Below are 16,472 nucleotides of genomic sequence, written 5' to 3'. Positions count from 1 at the left end.
TCCTATACGGCGATCGTAGCTCAGTTGGTTAGAGCATCGGTTTGTGGTACCGAGGGTCGCGGGTTCAAGTCCCGTCGGTCGCCCCATTTTCCACCACTTCTGAAATAGGCTGGCAATCGGCTGGCTATAACTTTATTACGCGCTTGAGTATTTTTCTTGCGCGCGAGATGAGGTTGCGATGATGATGGACTGGGGCTTTGCCGATTTCGACGCGCATGAGGGCGTCCACCTGTTCACCGATCCCGCATCGGGGCTCCATGCTGTCGTTGCCATTCACTCCACCACGCTCGGCCCGGCCGCGGGCGGCGTGCGTTTCTGGCATTATGCGAGCGCGAGCGGCGCGATTACCGATGCGCTGCGCCTGTCGCGCGGCATGAGCTACAAGAATGCGATGGCGGATCTCGCGCTGGGCGGCGGCAAGGGCGTCGTGCTGGCGCCGGCGCCGGGGGCCACGATCAGCGAGGCGCAGCTGAAGGCGTTCGGCCGCGCGGTCGAATCGCTCGGCGGGCGATATGTGACGGCAGAGGATGTCGGCATGTCGGTGGAGCGGATGAAGGTGATCGCGAGCGAAACGCGCTACGTTTCCGGCCTGCCGGTCGAAAGTGGCGCGGCCGGTGGCGATCCCAGCCCCTTTACCGCGATGGGCGTTTATCTGGGCGTCAAGGCGGCGGCGAAGCGTGGGCTGGGCGCGGGCGACGTGAAGGGCGTGCGAATCGCGGTTCAGGGCGTCGGCTCGGTTGGTGGTGGCGTTGCGCGTCTGCTCGCGGCCGATGGCGCGATACTGACGGTCGCCGACGTGGATCAGAAGCGCGCGGAAGCGCTGGCGGCGGAGCTGGGCGCGAATGTGGTGCGCACGGACGAGATTCTGGCGCTGGACGTCGATCTCGTCAGCCCCAATGCGCTGGGCGCCGTTCTGAACGAGGCGTCGATTGGCGCGTTGAAGGCGAAGGTTGTCGCTGGTGCGGCGAACAATCAGCTCGCGACCAGCGAGGACGGTCGCCGCGTTCACGAGCGCGGGATTCTCTACGCGCCCGATTATGTCATCAACGCGGGCGGCATCATCAATGTCGGGCTGGAATATCTCGGGCATGGCGATGAGGCGGACGTGCTGGCGCGGATCGATCGCATTCCGGGCCGCCTCAATCAGGTGTGGGACGAAAGCGACGCGAGCGGCGATCCCGCCTCCGACGTCGCCGATCGTATCGCGCAACGCTTGATCGGGCGCGGCTGAACCACGGCCGCCCCGGCGAGAGCCGGGGTGGCGGCCCGCGCAAGGCGCTTACGCCATGGTTTCCTTCGCCCGGGCGCGGGCGCCAAGTCGCGCAATCTCCGTCCGTTCCCGCTTCCTATTGCCTGATCTCTCCCAGAGGGCGGGAAGTGGGGTGACGCACGCGCGTTCTTGCCATATTGGCCGAGCACTGTGCCCCCGCTCCATGCCCTTGCCAATCCTGCCCGCTTCCTGAAGCTGGCGCGACCGTTGACCCCGGCCGCCACCTGGCTGGGCATTGCGTTGATCGCGCTCGGATGCTGGGCGGGGCTTACGCAGACGCCGCCGGATTATCTTCAGGGCGAAACGGTGCGCATCCTGTACATTCATGTGCCGGCCGCCTGGCTGGGCATGGGCGGGTGGAGCGGGGTCGCGCTGTCGAGCATCGCCTTCCTCGTTTGGCGTCATCCGCTGGCCGATGTCGCGGCGCGTGCCGTGGCGGTGCCCGGCGCGGCGTTTGCGCTGATCTGCCTCGTCACCGGCGCGATCTGGGGGCGGCCGACCTGGGGCACTTACTGGCAATGGGACGGGCGGCTGACATCGATGCTGCTGCTGTTCTTCGTCTATCTCGGCTATATCGCGCTGGCCCGTGCGGATCGCGAACGCGGGGGCGACGGACGTATTCCCGCGCTGTTCGGTATCGCCGGAACGATCCTGCTGCCGGTCATCCGTTATTCGGTGGTGTGGTGGCACACGCTGCATCAGGGGCCGAGCATCGGGCTGACCAGTTCCTCGATCGATCGTTCGCTGCTGTGGCCGCTGCCGATCATGCTCGCGGGATTTTCGCTGCTGTTCGTCGGCATCGTGCTGATGCGGATGCGCGCGATACTTGGCGCTGCCAAGGCAGAGGCGCGGATGCGCCGGAAGGCGGCGGCGTGAACCCCTGGCCTTTCGTGACGGCGGCCTATGTGGTGACGCTGGCCGGTGCGGCGCTCGTCGCGTTGTGGAGCTGGCATGCGATGCGGAAGGCCGAGAAGTGAAGGCCAAGCATCAACGTCTGACGCTGGCGTTGCTGGCGGTGGCGGCGATCGTCGGCGCGGCATTGCTCGCGCTGTCCGCGCTCAAGGATCAGGCCGCATTCTTCTACGCGCCGTCAGACGTAACGCCGCAGACGCTGCCGCTGGGCCGCGCGGTGCGGTTGGGCGGCATGGTCGAGAAGGGCTCGATCAAACGTGCGACCGATGGCGTGACGATCCACTTCCGCGTCACCGATGGTCGCTCGACGACTCCCGTCAGCTTCACCGGGATCGCGCCGGATCTGTTCAAGGAGAACTCCGGCGTGGTGGCGGAGGGCGAGTTCCATCCCGATGGCTCGTTCGTCGCGACCAACCTCCTCGCCAAGCATGACGAGAAATATATGCCCCCGGAACTGGCCGGAAAAATGCACGAAACGAAGTCGCTCGAACAATGAGCGGTTATATCGCCCTCGCGCTGTTCGGATTGCTGGCCTTTGCGGCGCTCGTCATGTTGCGGCTGCCCAAAATGCTGTGGACCTTTGCCGGGGCGGCGCTTTTCCTCGGTGCGGCGGGCTATGCGTGGCAGGGGCGGCCGGGCGTGCCGGCGCATGACGCAACTGCCGCGACTCAGCCGATCGCGGTGGAGCCGGCGATGATCATGCTGCGTGACCGGCTGATGGGGCGCTATACTGCGGATGGTGCCTATCTCATCGCGTCAGATGCGATGCTGCGTACCGGAGACGCCGCCGCCGCGACGCATGTAGTGCTGGGCGGCATCCGCGCGTTCCCGAACAGCTTCATCCTGTGGACGCAGCTTGGCACCAACCTCGCGCTCCACGATGGCGATCAAATGTCTCCGCCGGCGCTCGCCGCTTTTCGGCAGGCGATACGGCTGGCGCCCAGGCATCCGGCGCCATTTTATTACATGGGGTTGGCCTATGTTCGCGCCGGGAATCTCCCCGCTGCGCTGCCGCTGTGGAAGCGTGCGGCGGCGCTTTCCGCGCCGGGATCGGATTATGGGCAGGATATCGCGCGGCAGCTGGCGCTGCTCGATCGCGCGCTGAGGATTCCGCCGCGCGGGCCTGACGCGCGCTAACCTCCTTGTTTTTCTGGGACAGCGCCCCCCTCGGCTCTTGTTGCGGGGCGATTGGGGGCGTGCTAGGCGCGCCGCTCCAACAGGGTGATTGCAGGTTTTTTACCGTGATTCCGGTGTCTGCGAACATTTAGTGAGCACTTCCCAAACCCCGGGTGCAGCGCCCGGCCATGACCTGCGCCGAGACAGCTTAGCCAAGCTGGCGGTGGGCGCGATCGGCGTGGTCTATGGCGATATCGGCACCAGCCCGCTCTACGCGATGAAGGAGGTGTTCGTCGGCCATCACCCGCTGACGGTCGACCAGCTTCATATCTTCGGCGTTGTCAGCCTGATCTTCTGGTCGCTCGTGCTGATCGTCACCTTCAAATATGTGATGGTGATCCTGCGCGCCGACAACGAGGGCGAGGGGGGCAGTCTCGCGCTGCTCGCGCTGATCCAGCGCCGCAGCGGCGCGGGCAAAAGATGGGGGCCCAGCCTCGTCATCCTTGGCGTGCTGGCGTCCGCGCTGTTCTTCGGGGATTGCATGATTACCCCGGCCGTCTCCGTCCTTTCCGCGGTGGAGGGGCTGGCGACGGTCGAGCAGGGTTTCGAGAGTTTCGTCATCCCGATCGCGGTCGCGATCCTTGTCGGGCTGTTTTATATCCAGTCGATCGGCACGGCGCGGGTCGGCAAGTTCTTCGGCCCGATCATGGCGGTTTATTTCGTCACGCTGGCGGTGCTGGGGCTGATCCACATCATCCAGCAGCCGCATATCCTGCAGGCGCTCGATCCGCGCTGGGCGGTGCGATTCGCGACCACTGACGGGAAGCTGGCTTTCCTCGCGCTCGGTTCCGTGGTGCTGGCGCTGACCGGCGCAGAGGCGCTTTATGCCGACATGGGGCATTTCGGGCGCAAGCCGATCGCCTATGCGTGGCTGTGGTTCATTTTCCCGGCGCTGATGCTCAATTATCTCGGGCAGGGCGCGCTGCTGCTGGGCCAGCCAACCGCGGCGGAAAACCCGTTCTTCCTGATGGCCAGCGAGCAATGGCGCCTGCCGCTCGTGATTCTGGCGACCGTGGCGACGGTGATCGCCAGCCAGGCCGTGATCACCGGCTGCTATTCGGTGGTGCAACAGGCGATCCAGCTCGGCCTGATGCCGCGCCTGCGCATCAGCCACACCAGCGCGTCCGAAGCGGGGCAGATCTATATCGCGTCGGTCAACTGGACGCTGATGGTGATGGTGCTGTTGCTGATCTTCGGCTTCCGCCAATCGTCGAACCTCGCGGCGGCCTATGGCATCGCGGTGACGGGCACGATGTTCATCTCCACCTGTCTGGTCGGCGTGCTGATCTATCGCGTGTGGCGCTGGCCGTGGTGGGCGGTGGTGCCGTTCGTCGGCGTGTTCATGTTCATCGACGGCCTGTACTTCTCGTCAAACCTGACGAAGGTGCTTGATGGCGGCTGGTTCCCATTGCTCGTCGCGATGGTCTGCTTCGTGCTGCTCACCACCTGGGCAACCGGGCGCAAGCTGATGATCCAGCGGATGCGTGAAGGCGCGATGCCGATCAAGATCTTCATCGGTTCGGCTGCCAATTCGGCGACGCGCGTGCCGGGCACGGCGGTTTTCATGACCTCCACGCCAGAGGGCGTGCCGCACGCGCTGCTCCATAATCTGAAGCACAATCGCGTGCTGCATGAACGCGTGATCCTGTTGACCGTGAAGGTCACCGACATGCCCTATTTCCCCGAGGACGATCGCTTCCTGCACGATGATCTGGGGCAGGGCTTCCACCGCGTGATCCTGCGCTATGGCTTCATGGAGGCGCCGGACGTGCCGGCCGCGTTGAAGAAATTCCATGGTTGTGGCGCGGATATCCGCATGATCGACACCAGCTTCTTCCTCTCGCGGCAGACGCTGCTGCCGTCGGAGCGGCCGGGGATGATGATCTGGCGCGAAAAGCTGTTTGCCTGGATGTTGCGCAACGCGGAAAGCGCGATGGAATTTTTCCATCTGCCGACGAACCGGGTGGTGGAACTCGGCACGCAGATCGAGATTTGAACGCGCCGATCGTCGTGACCGCGCTGTTCGGGGCGGCGGATCAGGCGTGGTTCGATTCGCTGCGCCGCGCGTATTATCCGCCCGAGCAAAACCGGATCGCCGCGCATCTCACGCTGTTTCATCATCTCCCCCCATCGCAGGCAACCGAGGTGAAGCACCGGCTTTCGCTTGAGACGCACAATGTGGCGCGGCCCCTTGCGACTTTGCGCGAGCCTTATTCGCTGGGGAGCGGTGTGGCGTGGCGCATCGAGAGCGTCGCGCTGGCGGAGATCCGCGCGCGGCTGGGTGAAGCGTTCGCGGGGCTGCTGGTGCCGCAGGACATGGCCGGATGGCGCCCGCACGTCACTATCCAGAACAAGGTCGCGCCGCATACCGCGCGGACGTTGCTCGCGGCGATGGGCGCGGGTTTCCGCCCAAGGCCGGTGACGATCACCGGGCTGGCCGCCTGGTGGTATCGCGGCGGACCATGGGAGCCGTTGTCCCGACATATGTTCGGATAAAGGACGGCAGTCGAAGCGGCTGAAAATTTAGGCGCAGTGCCGACATGGATCGGCCCTGCCGGGGTTATCAGTCGCCGCGCCCGATGCGGGGAATGTGCGCGGAGATATTTTTGCCCGCGATCAGGGCCCACCAGCAGATTAGCGGCTGAACGAACAGCCGGGGATAGTGATAGGCCCAACCCAGACCTGTGCCGGTCGAGAGGTCGTGGACCGCGTGGCTGATGTTCGCAGGATAGACGCAGACGGCATAGAGCGCGAGCATCGCGCCGGCCAAAGCCCGCGTGCGTGGCACGAACAGGCCGATCGCGCCGAGGATTTCGGCGGCCCCGGTAAGCAGAATGATGCTGTGAGGATGGGGTATGAAATGCGGCATCACCGGCACGAAGACGTCGGGCCGTCCCAGATGAATAATGCCCGCAACGAGAAATATCGGAGCGATCGAGATACGGGCCAGATTGCCGCGTTGATCGCGCAGCGCCGGCGATGGGGCCGCGCTCATTTGGTGGCTATCGATGGTAGAGGCGCGCGCATCGCAATAGGATCCAGATCGTCATGGCAACGGAAACGATCATCGCCATCATGATCGCGAGAACAAGCGCTTTCCCGTCGGACGCCCGCGTCGGCTGACGGGATCGACCGGCGCCCGCTGATCGGGGCGCCGGCCGATTTGAACATCACGGCATCATCACGGTATCGATGACGTGGATCACGCCGTTCGACTGCATAACGTTGGCAATGGTGATCCTGCCCTTGTCGCCCTTGCCATCCATCACCCACCAGGCGCCGCCGGACTTCATGAAGGTCAGCGGCTCACCCTGCACGGTCGTATAGGTTGCCTTGCCCATGTGCTTCGCGGCGTTGGCGGTGATATCGCCGGCGGTGATGCGCCCGGGTACGACATGGTAGGTCAGGACGGCGGTCAACTGGTCCTTGTTCTCGGGCTTGAGGAGCGTATCGACGGTGCCGCCGGGCAGCTTTGCAAAGGCCGCGTTGGTCGGCGCGAACACCGTGAAGGGGCCGGGGCCGGATAGCGTGTCGACCAGACCAGCAGCCTTGACCGCGGCAACCAGGGTCGTGTGATCCTTGGAATTGACCGCGTTCTCGATGATGTTCTTGCTCGGATACATCGCGGCGCCACCCACCATCGGGTCCGTCGTCGCGGCGATACTTGCGGTCGTCCCGGCGACCAGCGCGGTCGCGAGCATCAGCTTATGGATTGCCTTCATGTTCCAGACTCCTACGGCACGCCGGTTGGCGCGTGCGTCAGGAGATACGGGCGCCGCTCATCGCCGGATGCACATCAGGCGACGGAAAGTTTGCCACTGGCCACCACTGGCCCGGTCGGCTTCCCGGTTGGCGATCCGCCATCGGGCTCGATCGAGACAGCGAGCGTTACACCCGCCGCCAGCCCCGCGCGCGCATCGCCGGACAGCGCAATCCGCGTCGGGCCGGCCGTGGCGAGCAGCCCCATCGGCCTGGGCACGCCATCCCCGCCGATCATCCAGAGCTGCGCGCTCTTGCCGCCGGGCGCCAGCGCTGCACCGCCGATCCGTATTTCGCTTGCCGTCAGATCGACCACGGCCGGAAGCGCCGCCGTTTTGTCGTTCAGCAGCAGCGAGGCGACCATCACCTGGTGCGGCAGGACCGGCGAAGGCTCCGGTTTGACGACGAAGAACAGCGCCACCGCCGCCGCAAGCGCGGTGAGCATGGTGATGATCGGCCATGCCCCGCGCCTTTGCCGAACGGGAACGGCCAGTCGCTTGGCGACCGATTCCGGCGCCTCCACCTCCGCATAATCATCGAACAATCCGGCAAGGCGGTGGCGCCAATCCTCCACCTCGCGCGCGAACGCGGGATCGGCGAGCACGCGGCGCAGCGCCGCGGCACGCTCTTCGCCATCGAGCAGGCCCAGCGCGAGTTCGGCGGCGGTCATGTCGGGGCCGGTATCGGGCGCGTCAATCGCCATCGACGCATCCCCTGAGTTGAAGGAGGCCCCGGCGCACAATGCTTTTCATCGTGCCCAACGGGAGCCCCTTGCGCTCGGCGAGTTCGGCATAGGTGACGCCATCGAAAAAGGCGGTTCGTATGGCGTCGCGCGCGCGCTCGTCCAAAGCGTCAAGGCAGTCATGCAGGCGTTGCGATTCCTCGTTTCGCTCGATGAGCGTCAATTGGTCGGGCGAGGTATCGGGCACGCTGTCGGCCTCCTCGATCGGATGCGACGGCCGTGCGCCGCGTGCGCGAACCCAGTCGATCGCCCGGTTGCGCGTGATCGTCGCCAGCCAGGAGATCGGGCTTGCCCTGCCGGGCTCGAATGCGCCGGCCCGCTTCCAGATCGTGAGATACACTTCATGCAACACGTCCTCGGCACTGCTGCGATCCCCGCAGATACGCAGGCAGATCCCGAATAGCTTCGCCGAGGTAAGCCGATATACCTCCTGAAGCGCCGAACGGTCCTCATTCCCGGTGCGCAACAAGGCCTCGGTCAAACGCGCTCTGGCGGCCTGATCGGAGGAAGTCGACACACCCGATTGGTACTTCAGCCACGATGACGCGGCAATCGTTCCCGCAGGCGAAGCGCCGTCGCCGGAAACCGCTGCGCAGCGTCAAGGTGACGCTGGCGAACCATGGACCGCGCACCGTGTTTGTCGCGGGCCCGTCGGTTTTTGTCGCGGCAACGTCGCGCGCGATGTTCGGGCGCTGTTTCTCAGCGCAGCTGGGCGTCGGCATTTGCGGCGGGCGGTCACCTGTTTTTCCCGGATTCAAGGAATGCCGATCATGCGTTATCTCAAAATCATCGCGGCGCTCGCCGCGCTATCTCCGTTACCCGCAGTCGCCGCCACGAAAGTCCTCTCGGACGGTAATGGCACGAGCGCGACCATCTATGATGATCGGGCTGAATGGCTCGCCGCGCTTGGCGTGGGTGATCTGATTGAAGAGGATTTCGCGGATTCCCGTCTCGCGCGCGGGCTACAATTGGCCGGCACCGATTACGAACTCGACGGCACGTTGCACCAGACGCTGCGGAACAGCGCGAATTATCTTTTCATGGATTTCCTCGGAGGAGCGGAGGCGCTCGGCTTTGATTTTGCGTTGGTCCCGACCGACGTGTCGCAGGGGCTCGCGCTCACGCTGCGGTTCGACAACAGCGACATCTATACGAGCATCACCAAGCTTTCGGGCTTTTACGGCATCATCGGTTCCGCTCCGCTCACCAATCTGGGGCTGGAGGCGGCGCGCTATCGCACCCAGGAATATCGCATCGACAATCTTGCCTTCCGCGCGGCCGGCGTTCCCGAGCCCGTGTCCTGGGCGATGATGGTAGTCGGCTTTGGTGCGGTGGCGGGCGTGATGCGCCGTCGCCGGGCTCTCGCCTTTGCCTGAGACGAAAACGGGCGGCTCCGCCGCAGCGAGCCCGCCCAATTCCACAAATTTCGATGTCCGGACGCCGCGCTGCTCCGGAGTGAGAAGGATGCAACGATGCGTGAATTCCAGATTATGGTGCTCGCCGGTCTGTTGACCGCGACGCTGATGGCGCCCGCGCCGGTTCGTGCCGCCAAAGAGGCTCAACCGGCGCCGTTCGAAACCGTGAAGGCTGGCGATCGCAGCATGAGCTGCGAGGCGCTGGCGGCCGAAATCAATTCGCTCGACAGCCGGCAACAGGCTGGCGGCGCCAAAAAGAAGAAAGGGGGGATGGGGCTCCTCAAGATGCTTGGTGCGGCGAGCCCGATGTTGGGCATGGCCGGCAGCACCGGGGCAGTTGCCTCGAGCGCAATGGGAGCGGCGGGCTCGGTCGCGGGGGCCACGGCGCCGCCGCAGCCCGACGGAGGGGCGGAGGATATGATGTTGAGGATTCAGCGCAAGCAGCGGCTGATGCGCATCTTCGACGAGAAAAAGTGCTGATACCGACCCGATGGAGCTGCTGAAGCAAGCTCCATCGGGCTGATTCGAGAGAGTCATCGGATATGCCCGCGCCGCAGAGCGTCTCTCGAAAGCAGGAGCCGCAGTTGCACCCGACGGTGAGCGGGCGCAACGCAGGCCGGCGATCCCGTGACGAGATCAGCCTTGGTGATCGTCCCCCGCACTATCCAGCCAGGGACGAACGCTGTGGCGCGTCGCCACGCCGCCCCAGACGATCGCGCCGAGCATCGCGCAGATAAGCTGCGCCGGCGAGCCGATCTCACCCAGACGGAAATGAGCGCAGATCGCGCCGCCCAAAAACCCGGTGAGGAGAATCGCGCCGATCAGAGCGGTGCGCGGTATCGCATAGAGCAGGAGCGCCAGCGCGAGGATCGCCGCGATCACGGGTGCCTGCCACATCGCAAAGCCGGTCGCGGCAAACTCCTGCGCCATGCTCTGCGGCTGGAAGCCGAGTGTCACGGCATCGGCTCCGAGCAAAAGTGTCGTCAGCCCCCGAAGCGCCAATATGACTTTGTCTTTTGCTATCATCATCTTCACTCCCGCTCGTTTGTTCAACGGGAGAGCGGTCAGCACGGCCACGGGAAGCGATGCGACGGGGGTGCGACCAAAGTCGCCGATCGCGCGACCAAGATAATGCGGAGTCTGTGCGACAAACCCGGACATCGGCGCGACGAAGACGGTCGGCCCCTCCGCAACGCTGTGATATATTCCGATGCGTGAAACGAGGTTTATCTTTCTCATCCTGGCGACGTGAATTCGCGATCGGCGCGGCGCTGACCGTGCTGTTGTGGATCATGGCGCTCGTTCTTTGGTCGGCACAGGATCTCGCATCCGGGAATAGGCTGCCAGACGGGCTGAAGATTTTGATGGCTACGACCTTTACGGTCGGGATTGCTTTCTCGGCATGCCTCGCGGCGTTCATCGTGTTTGCGCGGCGCATGCGGAAACGGGTGATGATCGCGGCTATCGCGATAGTGACGTTGACGATCGCACTGTTGCACGGCCTGATCGACGCATATCTGTTGAAATTGCTCAGCCCCGCGCTGGGAATAAAGCCGATGCCGCTGGCCGAATTGTTCAATCGCGGGCTGATGCCGTTCGTGTTGATTTATGGCCTTTACGCCGTGGCGCTTGGCCTGATGCTCAGCGAAAGGGCGATGCGTGATAGCGAGCGGCGTCTGGCGGAGGCGCGCAGCGCCGCGCAGAGCGCCGAACTGGCCGCGCTGCGCTTCCAGCTCAATCCGCATTTTCTGTTCAATACATTGAACGCGATTTCATCGCTGATCGTCACCAACCGCAACCGCGAGGCCGATCGGATGACGATGAAGCTTGCGGATTTCCTGCGCCTCACGCTGGAGGCAGATCCGGAGGCGGAGGTTACGCTGGACGAGGAACTGGCGACCACCCAATCCTATCTGGACATCGAAACGGTGCGGTTCGGCGAGCGGCTGGGCGTAATGTTCGAATGCCCCGCCGATCTGCTCGATGCTTATGTGCCAAGCTTCCTGCTGCAACCGATCGTTGAGAATTCGATCAAATATGCCGTTCTGCCCTCGCGCCGCCCCGTCACCTTATCTGTGCGGGTAAGCCGCGCCGGAGACATGCTGCGGCTGCTGGTGGAGGACGATGGGGGGCAGGTGTTCGGCAGTCAGCCGTCCGGCGGTACGGGCGTGGGGTTGCGCAACGTGCGGCGTCGGCTGGCCGCTTTTTATGGCGACAGGGGTGATCTGGATGCGACGGTCACCGATCGCGGTTTCGCGGTTACCCTGACGTTGCCGTTGCGGGTCGCGACATTGGCGGATGCGGCGTGATGCGTATCCTGCTGGTCGATGACGAGCCACTGGCGATCGAACGGATGCGGGTGGCGCTGGCGGGCGTCGCGGATGTTGAGGTGGTGGGTAGCGCGAGTGACGGCGAAACCGCCGCGCGGGAGATTGTCGCGCTCGATCCTGATCTGGTGCTGCTCGATATCCAGATGCCCGGCCTGACCGGCATGGATCTCGCGCGACAGATGGTCGATGCGCCGAGCCGGCCTGAACTGGTGTTCGTTACCGCCTTCAACGATTTCGCGATGGAGGCATTCGATGTCGAAGCGGTCGATTATCTGCTGAAGCCGGTGAGTTTCGATCGCTTGCGCATGGCGATCGACCGCGTACGTCGCCGTCGCGCGTTGCTGGAGGCCGACGGGGAGGCCGCGTTTGGCACCGTCGGGGAGCGGCAAGCGGCGAATTCGGACAACCGCTATGACGACGGCATTTGGGTGCCCGGAAGGCAGGGCGCCGTGCGGGTACCGATCGAGACGATCGACCGGATTGAGGCCGCGCGTGATTACGTGCTGCTCAACACGCCGCTGCGGAGCTATATCCTCCGCGCCCGGATGAGCGAGATCGAACGGCGTATTGATCCGAGCCACATGGTGCGCATCCACCGTTCGCATATGGTGCGGATCGACAGCGTGATCGGTGTCGAGCGCCCGGGAAAGGGTGCGCTTCGGCTGGTGCTGAACGACGGCGCCAATTTGCAGGTCGGCCCCAATTATCAGCCGCAGGTGGTCCGCGCGCTTCGGCTTTGAGACGGCGAGGGCTTGTCGCGTGTGGGGCGGGGCCGGTCGCAAGCACTTTTACCTCATTGTGTCGGATCGGTTCGACAGGCGGGCATGACAAAGATCGCATCTTCTCGTTCGAAGCGCGGGCCGATCCGCCACATCATCGCCGGCATTGCGGCGATCGCCCTGCTGCTCGGTGCGACGGAGGCCGCCAATGTACCGCAGGACGAAGCGGCTTCCGGTATGATCGCCGCCGAACGCCGCTTCGCGGCGGATGCGGCGCGGATCGGAATCGCCTCGGCATTTCGCGCGCATGTCGCGCCCGATGGCATCCTGATCCGCCCGGATCCCGCACCCGCGCCGGCGACGCTGGCGAGCGATGTGGACACCCCGGGCGTGCGGCTGGAATGGCAACCTGCAATTGCGGCGGTCGCGCGCTCGGGCGATCTCGGTTTCACCACCGGGCCGTATCAGATCACGCATGGCGATAAGGCGGTGCACGGCCGCTTTCTGACCGTCTGGGAGCGTGGCTCTGACGGTGCGTGGCGCTGGTATCTCGATCATGGCATGCCGCCGATCGGTGCTGGGCCCGGCGAGCTGGCCTCGGCGACGGTTACGATATTGCGGCGCGGCGTGGCCGCGAAGGGAGCCGCCGCGCCCGGCGCGTCGGAAGCCGATGTCGCGCTAAACGCCCTTATTGTCGCGGAAGGGACGGGCGTGATTGCCGACTATCTCGCGCCGGACGGTCATTTGCTCCGCGTGAAACGGGGTGTGGTGAGAAAAGCCGATGCGCGAGGCGACAGTGCGGCGGTACGATCGGTGGAGACGTTGGGCATCCGGGTTTCGGCGGCGGGTGATCTTGCGGCCAGTTACGGGCGCCTGATACGCGTCGGGGAGGAGCGCGCGGTTTATTACGTGCGCGTCTGGCGGCGTGATCGCGCCGGGTGGCGATTGCTGGTCGACCGGATCGATTGAACGCTTTCGTCGCTCCCCCGGCGGCTTTCGTCGCCGCGGTCGCAGCGCAATCGATCCCGGTCGCATTCGACGCGCCGCCCTTTCCCGCATGATCGACACGACCTCCCCTCAAAGGGAGGAAAATTCGATGAAAAAAAGCCCATTGCGGCACAGGCTGTTGCTGACGACGGTCATCGCGGGGATGATTGGAACGGTCGTTCCGGCGCACGCGCAGGACGTACCTGCGTCTCCGCTGGCCGCCGAAGTGCCGCAGGAGGCCGCCGCAGAGGATATCGTCGTTACCGGCAGCCTCTTCGCGCGCGCTGACAAGGAAACGGCCTCGCCGCTCACCATCATGTCGGCGGAGACGCTCCAGCAACGCGGTTTCACCTCCGTTGCGGATGCGATCCGCAGCGTGTCCGCAGACAATAGCGGATCGGTGCCGATCGCATTTTCCAATGGCTTTGCGGCCGGGGCCAGCGGCATCTCACTGCGTGGATTGGGCGTCAATTCAACGCTGGTGCTGTTTGATGGCCTGCGCGGCGCATATTACCCGCTGGCGGACGACGGGCAGAAACAGTTCGTTGATCTGAACACCATCCCGCAATTCGCTGTGGATCGGATCGAGGTTCTACGTGACGGAGCGTCCGCCACTTATGGCGCGGATGCGATCGGCGGCGTCGTTAATGTCATTACACGCAAGGAATTCAAAGGGATCGCCGGATCGGTCGAGGCTGGGGTCACCGAAAAGGGAGACGTGGGCAACCAGCGGTTGACCCTGATGGCCGGTATCGGAAATCTGAGCGAGGACGGTTACAGCGCCTATATCGGCGGCGAATATTTTCATTCCGATCCGTTGCGCGCGCGCGATCGCGGCTTTCCCTATAATACGCGCAATTTCAGCAGCCTGACCTGTACCGCGAGCGGCGCGCCCGCGCCCTGCCGCAATCGTAATCCAGGGGCAACGGCGCCTGGTTCGACGATCAGCGCCGTGGTGCGCCGTGCGAACCAGCTCATCCCCGGCGACGTCTATAGCGGGCAGGTCATTTCCGGCGGCCATTTTCAGGTGCTGAACCCCGCCGGCTGCGCACCGGGCACAATCGCGCATTCCAACGCCTCTGGCGACTCGTTCTGCGAGCAGGATTTTGCGCGCGACTATCGCGAGCTGCAACCGGAGCAGGAGCGCTATGGCATCACCGGCCGCGTCACCGCTCGGCTGGGGGATGGTGTCGAGGGTTATGCGATGGGCACCTATTACCGCAGCGATGTGACCGCGAAGGCCGCGCCGCTTACCACTCGCAACACGTTGCCCGCTAACACCAACGGCCTGATCCTGCCCGCGCTCCTGAGCAACGGGCAGCTCAATCCCAATAATCCTTTCGCCGCGGAAGGGGCGGCCGCGCAGATTTTCTACGCCTTCGGGGACATCCCGGTATCCAATACCGCGCAGAGCAACACGTATCGCGGTGCGATGGGTATAAGCGGCCAGCTCGGCGATCGGGGCCGTTTCGCGTTCGAGGCGACGGGGATGCATACTGATCTCGATTCAATCCGGCGCGGCTATATCAATCTTGCCGGTCTGGGCCGGGCGGTGGCCGATGGCTCGTATAATTTCGTCAATCCGTCGCTAAATGGTGATTCCGTGCGCAGGCAGATCGCGCCCGATGTGCGGACGCGTTCCACTTCGGACCTCTATATGGCTCAGCTTACCGCGACCTATGCGATCGCGGATCTGCCGGGCGGCCCACTTCAGGTCGGCGGCACCGCGTCCATCCGGCACGAACGGCTAAACGCGCCGAATGCCAATCCGGGCGGGGCGGTGGTCAGCATCAATCCGGTCAACGCCCGCGGCCATCGCACCGTCGCCGCGGCTTCGGTCGAGATAGACGCGCCGCTGCTCGACGCGGTCGATCTGAACGTCGCCGGGCGCTACGATCATTATTCCGATGGTTACAGCCGCTTCTCCCCAAAGATCGGGTTGAAGGTCACGCCGATCCGGCAGCTCGCGTTGCGCGGCACTTATTCGCAAGGCTTCCGCGCGCCGCAATTCACCGAGCTTAACGGCAATGTCGTCGGTTATATTACCGTTGGCGCGCCACCCTGCGACATCGTGCTCGCGCATGGTGGCACGGCGACCGAGAGCGGTGGCTGCACCGGCGGCAGTCCTTATGTGCAATCCGGAAATGGGCTGGGGGTCAATTCGAATGGCACGCCGGGCCTGAAGCCGGAGCGCTCGCGCAGCTTTACCCTGGGGGCGGTGTTCCAGCCGACGCCGTGGTTCAGCGCGACGGTCGACTATTACAATATCAGCAAGAAGGATTTCATCGCCGGCGGCCCCGATTACGGCGCGGCGCTGGACAATTACTATGCTGGAAAGCCTTTGCCGGCGGGCTATTCGGTCACGTTGAATGATCCGGACCCGCTTTATCCCAATGCGGCGCGCACGGTGTTGCTGGTCAATGCGCCTTACGTGAATGCCGCCGAGCAGCGCACTTCCGGGCTGGATTTCAGCGCGACGCTCGATCTGCCGCTGGCTCCCGATGTCCGGTTCACCAGCCAGATAGAGGTCACGAAGATCTTCGCTTTCGATCTGGTCGCACCGGAAGGTACGCAACATTATGTCGGGACGCAGGGGCCGTTCCAGTTGTCGTCCGGCGCAGGCACGCCAGCGTGGCGGGGCAATTGGCAGAACACGCTCGCGTTCGGCCCCGCCACCGTTTCGACAACGGCTTATTATACCAGCGGCTATCGAAACACCGCGGAGGATACCACCGGGGCGGGCTCCGGCAACGATTGCGCGAATACGGCGGATCTTGGCGGGGATCCCAATTTCTGCCGGACGAAGCACTTCCTCGTGGTCGATCTGGTCGGCAGCTACAAGGTGTCGGACAATTTCACCTTCTACGCCAATGTGAACAACCTGTTCGGCGTGTCGGCCCCGTTCAACCTGCCGAACTATGCCGGCAGCGCCTATAACCCGACGTGGAGTCAGGCGGGCGTCGTCGGCCGCTCGTTCCGCGCTGGTGCACGTTTCCGCTTCTAGCTTCATCCCCTTTGCTAGAACGACTGGGCGGTCCGTTCGCGGGCCGCTTTTTTTTGGATCGACGGCGTCGGCGCGCATCCGCCTTCGTCGCCGACTGGTCCGGGCTGGTCGCAAAGCGACGGCGGCACACGGCCATTCCACCCTAGCGCCCCGGCTCG

17 protein-coding genes and 1 tRNA gene are annotated in these 16,472 nt (G+C 64.4%); 13 read left to right on the top strand and 5 right to left on the bottom strand.

Annotation, left to right across the window (positions count from 1 at the left end):
- The first annotated feature begins 9 nt into the window (after positions 1-9).
- The 7 genes from P0Y64_00910 to P0Y64_00880 all read left to right on the top strand — a co-directional run bounded on the left by P0Y64_00910 (position 10) and on the right by P0Y64_00880 (position 5,854).
- A tRNA-His gene (locus tag P0Y64_00910) sits at positions 10-86 on the top strand.
- Positions 87-178: 92 nt separating this feature from the next.
- Positions 179-1,231: a Glu/Leu/Phe/Val dehydrogenase dimerization domain-containing protein gene (locus tag P0Y64_00905; GenBank protein WEK43435.1), complete on the top strand. Its 1,053-nt coding sequence runs from the start codon at positions 179-181 to the stop codon at positions 1,229-1,231.
- 189 nt (positions 1,232-1,420) lie between these two features.
- Positions 1,421-2,146: a heme ABC transporter permease CcmC gene (gene ccmC, locus P0Y64_00900; protein ID WEK44928.1), complete on the top strand. Its 726-nt coding sequence runs from the start codon at positions 1,421-1,423 to the stop codon at positions 2,144-2,146.
- 97 nt (positions 2,147-2,243) lie between these two features.
- A complete protein-coding gene (ccmE, locus tag P0Y64_00895; protein WEK43434.1) occupies positions 2,244-2,678 on the top strand; it encodes a cytochrome c maturation protein CcmE in 435 nt (144 codons plus the stop codon).
- Complete coding sequence (locus P0Y64_00890) at positions 2,675-3,319, top strand: hypothetical protein (GenBank protein ID WEK43433.1); 645 nt, start codon at positions 2,675-2,677, stop codon at positions 3,317-3,319. Before ccmE ends, P0Y64_00890 begins: the two co-directional genes overlap by 4 nt.
- Before the next feature lie 130 nt (positions 3,320-3,449).
- Entirely contained in the window at positions 3,450-5,354 is a 1,905-nt protein-coding gene (locus P0Y64_00885; GenBank protein WEK43432.1) for a potassium transporter Kup, read from the top strand.
- Entirely contained in the window at positions 5,351-5,854 is a 504-nt protein-coding gene (locus P0Y64_00880; GenBank protein WEK43431.1) for a 2'-5' RNA ligase family protein, read from the top strand. Before P0Y64_00885 ends, P0Y64_00880 begins: the two co-directional genes overlap by 4 nt.
- 67 nt (positions 5,855-5,921) lie before the next feature.
- On the opposite strand, the gene P0Y64_00875 is transcribed toward P0Y64_00880, so the two are convergent.
- From P0Y64_00875 to P0Y64_00860, 4 genes are all read right to left on the bottom strand, one after another.
- The gene (locus P0Y64_00875; protein ID WEK43430.1) at positions 5,922-6,353 is read right to left on the bottom strand and encodes a DoxX family protein; all 432 of its coding nucleotides are present in this window, start codon (positions 6,351-6,353) and stop codon (positions 5,922-5,924) included.
- Between the two features lie 175 nt (positions 6,354-6,528).
- Positions 6,529-7,059, bottom strand: coding sequence for a fasciclin domain-containing protein (locus P0Y64_00870; GenBank protein WEK44927.1), 531 nt, complete (start codon positions 7,057-7,059; stop codon positions 6,529-6,531).
- A 95-nt stretch (positions 7,060-7,154) separates the two neighbouring features.
- Entirely contained in the window at positions 7,155-7,820 is a 666-nt protein-coding gene (locus tag P0Y64_00865; GenBank protein WEK43429.1) for an anti-sigma factor, read from the bottom strand.
- Positions 7,810-8,394: a sigma-70 family RNA polymerase sigma factor gene (locus tag P0Y64_00860; GenBank protein ID WEK44926.1), complete on the bottom strand. Its 585-nt coding sequence runs from the start codon at positions 8,392-8,394 to the stop codon at positions 7,810-7,812. Before P0Y64_00860 ends, P0Y64_00865 begins: the two co-directional genes overlap by 11 nt.
- A gap of 235 nt (positions 8,395-8,629) precedes the next feature.
- Between P0Y64_00860 and P0Y64_00855 the strand changes: the two genes are divergently transcribed.
- On the top strand, positions 8,630-9,235 hold the full coding sequence (locus P0Y64_00855) for a PEPxxWA-CTERM sorting domain-containing protein (protein WEK43428.1): 606 nt from the start codon (positions 8,630-8,632) through the stop codon (positions 9,233-9,235).
- Between the two features lie 96 nt (positions 9,236-9,331).
- Positions 9,332-9,754 (top strand): hypothetical protein, encoded by a 423-nt coding sequence (locus tag P0Y64_00850; protein ID WEK43427.1) that lies wholly within the window; start codon positions 9,332-9,334, stop codon positions 9,752-9,754.
- A 156-nt stretch (positions 9,755-9,910) separates the two neighbouring features.
- Here P0Y64_00850 and P0Y64_00845 read toward each other — a convergent pair whose 3' ends face one another.
- Positions 9,911-10,351: a DoxX family protein gene (locus P0Y64_00845; protein WEK43426.1), complete on the bottom strand. Its 441-nt coding sequence runs from the start codon at positions 10,349-10,351 to the stop codon at positions 9,911-9,913.
- Between the two features lie 287 nt (positions 10,352-10,638).
- Between P0Y64_00845 and P0Y64_00840 the strand changes: the two genes are divergently transcribed.
- The 4 genes from P0Y64_00840 (at position 10,639) to P0Y64_00825 (ending at position 16,314) form a co-directional block, all read left to right on the top strand.
- Positions 10,639-11,583: a histidine kinase gene (locus P0Y64_00840; protein WEK43425.1), complete on the top strand. Its 945-nt coding sequence runs from the start codon at positions 10,639-10,641 to the stop codon at positions 11,581-11,583.
- Entirely contained in the window at positions 11,583-12,344 is a 762-nt protein-coding gene (locus P0Y64_00835; protein WEK43424.1) for a response regulator transcription factor, read from the top strand. Before P0Y64_00840 ends, P0Y64_00835 begins: the two co-directional genes overlap by 1 nt.
- 84 nt (positions 12,345-12,428) lie before the next feature.
- The gene (locus P0Y64_00830; protein ID WEK43423.1) at positions 12,429-13,292 is read left to right on the top strand and encodes a hypothetical protein; all 864 of its coding nucleotides are present in this window, start codon (positions 12,429-12,431) and stop codon (positions 13,290-13,292) included.
- 127 nt (positions 13,293-13,419) lie between these two features.
- A complete protein-coding gene (locus P0Y64_00825) occupies positions 13,420-16,314 on the top strand; it encodes a TonB-dependent receptor (GenBank protein ID WEK43422.1) in 2,895 nt (964 codons plus the stop codon).
- The last annotated feature ends 158 nt before the right edge of the window (positions 16,315-16,472 follow it).

The sequence above is a fragment of the Candidatus Sphingomonas colombiensis genome (assembly GCA_029202845.1).
Taxonomy (GTDB): Bacteria; Pseudomonadota; Alphaproteobacteria; order Sphingomonadales; family Sphingomonadaceae; genus Sphingomonas; species Sphingomonas colombiensis.
Note: the sequence above shows the minus strand (reverse complement) of the source record. Positions and strands in the feature narration are given on the sequence as shown.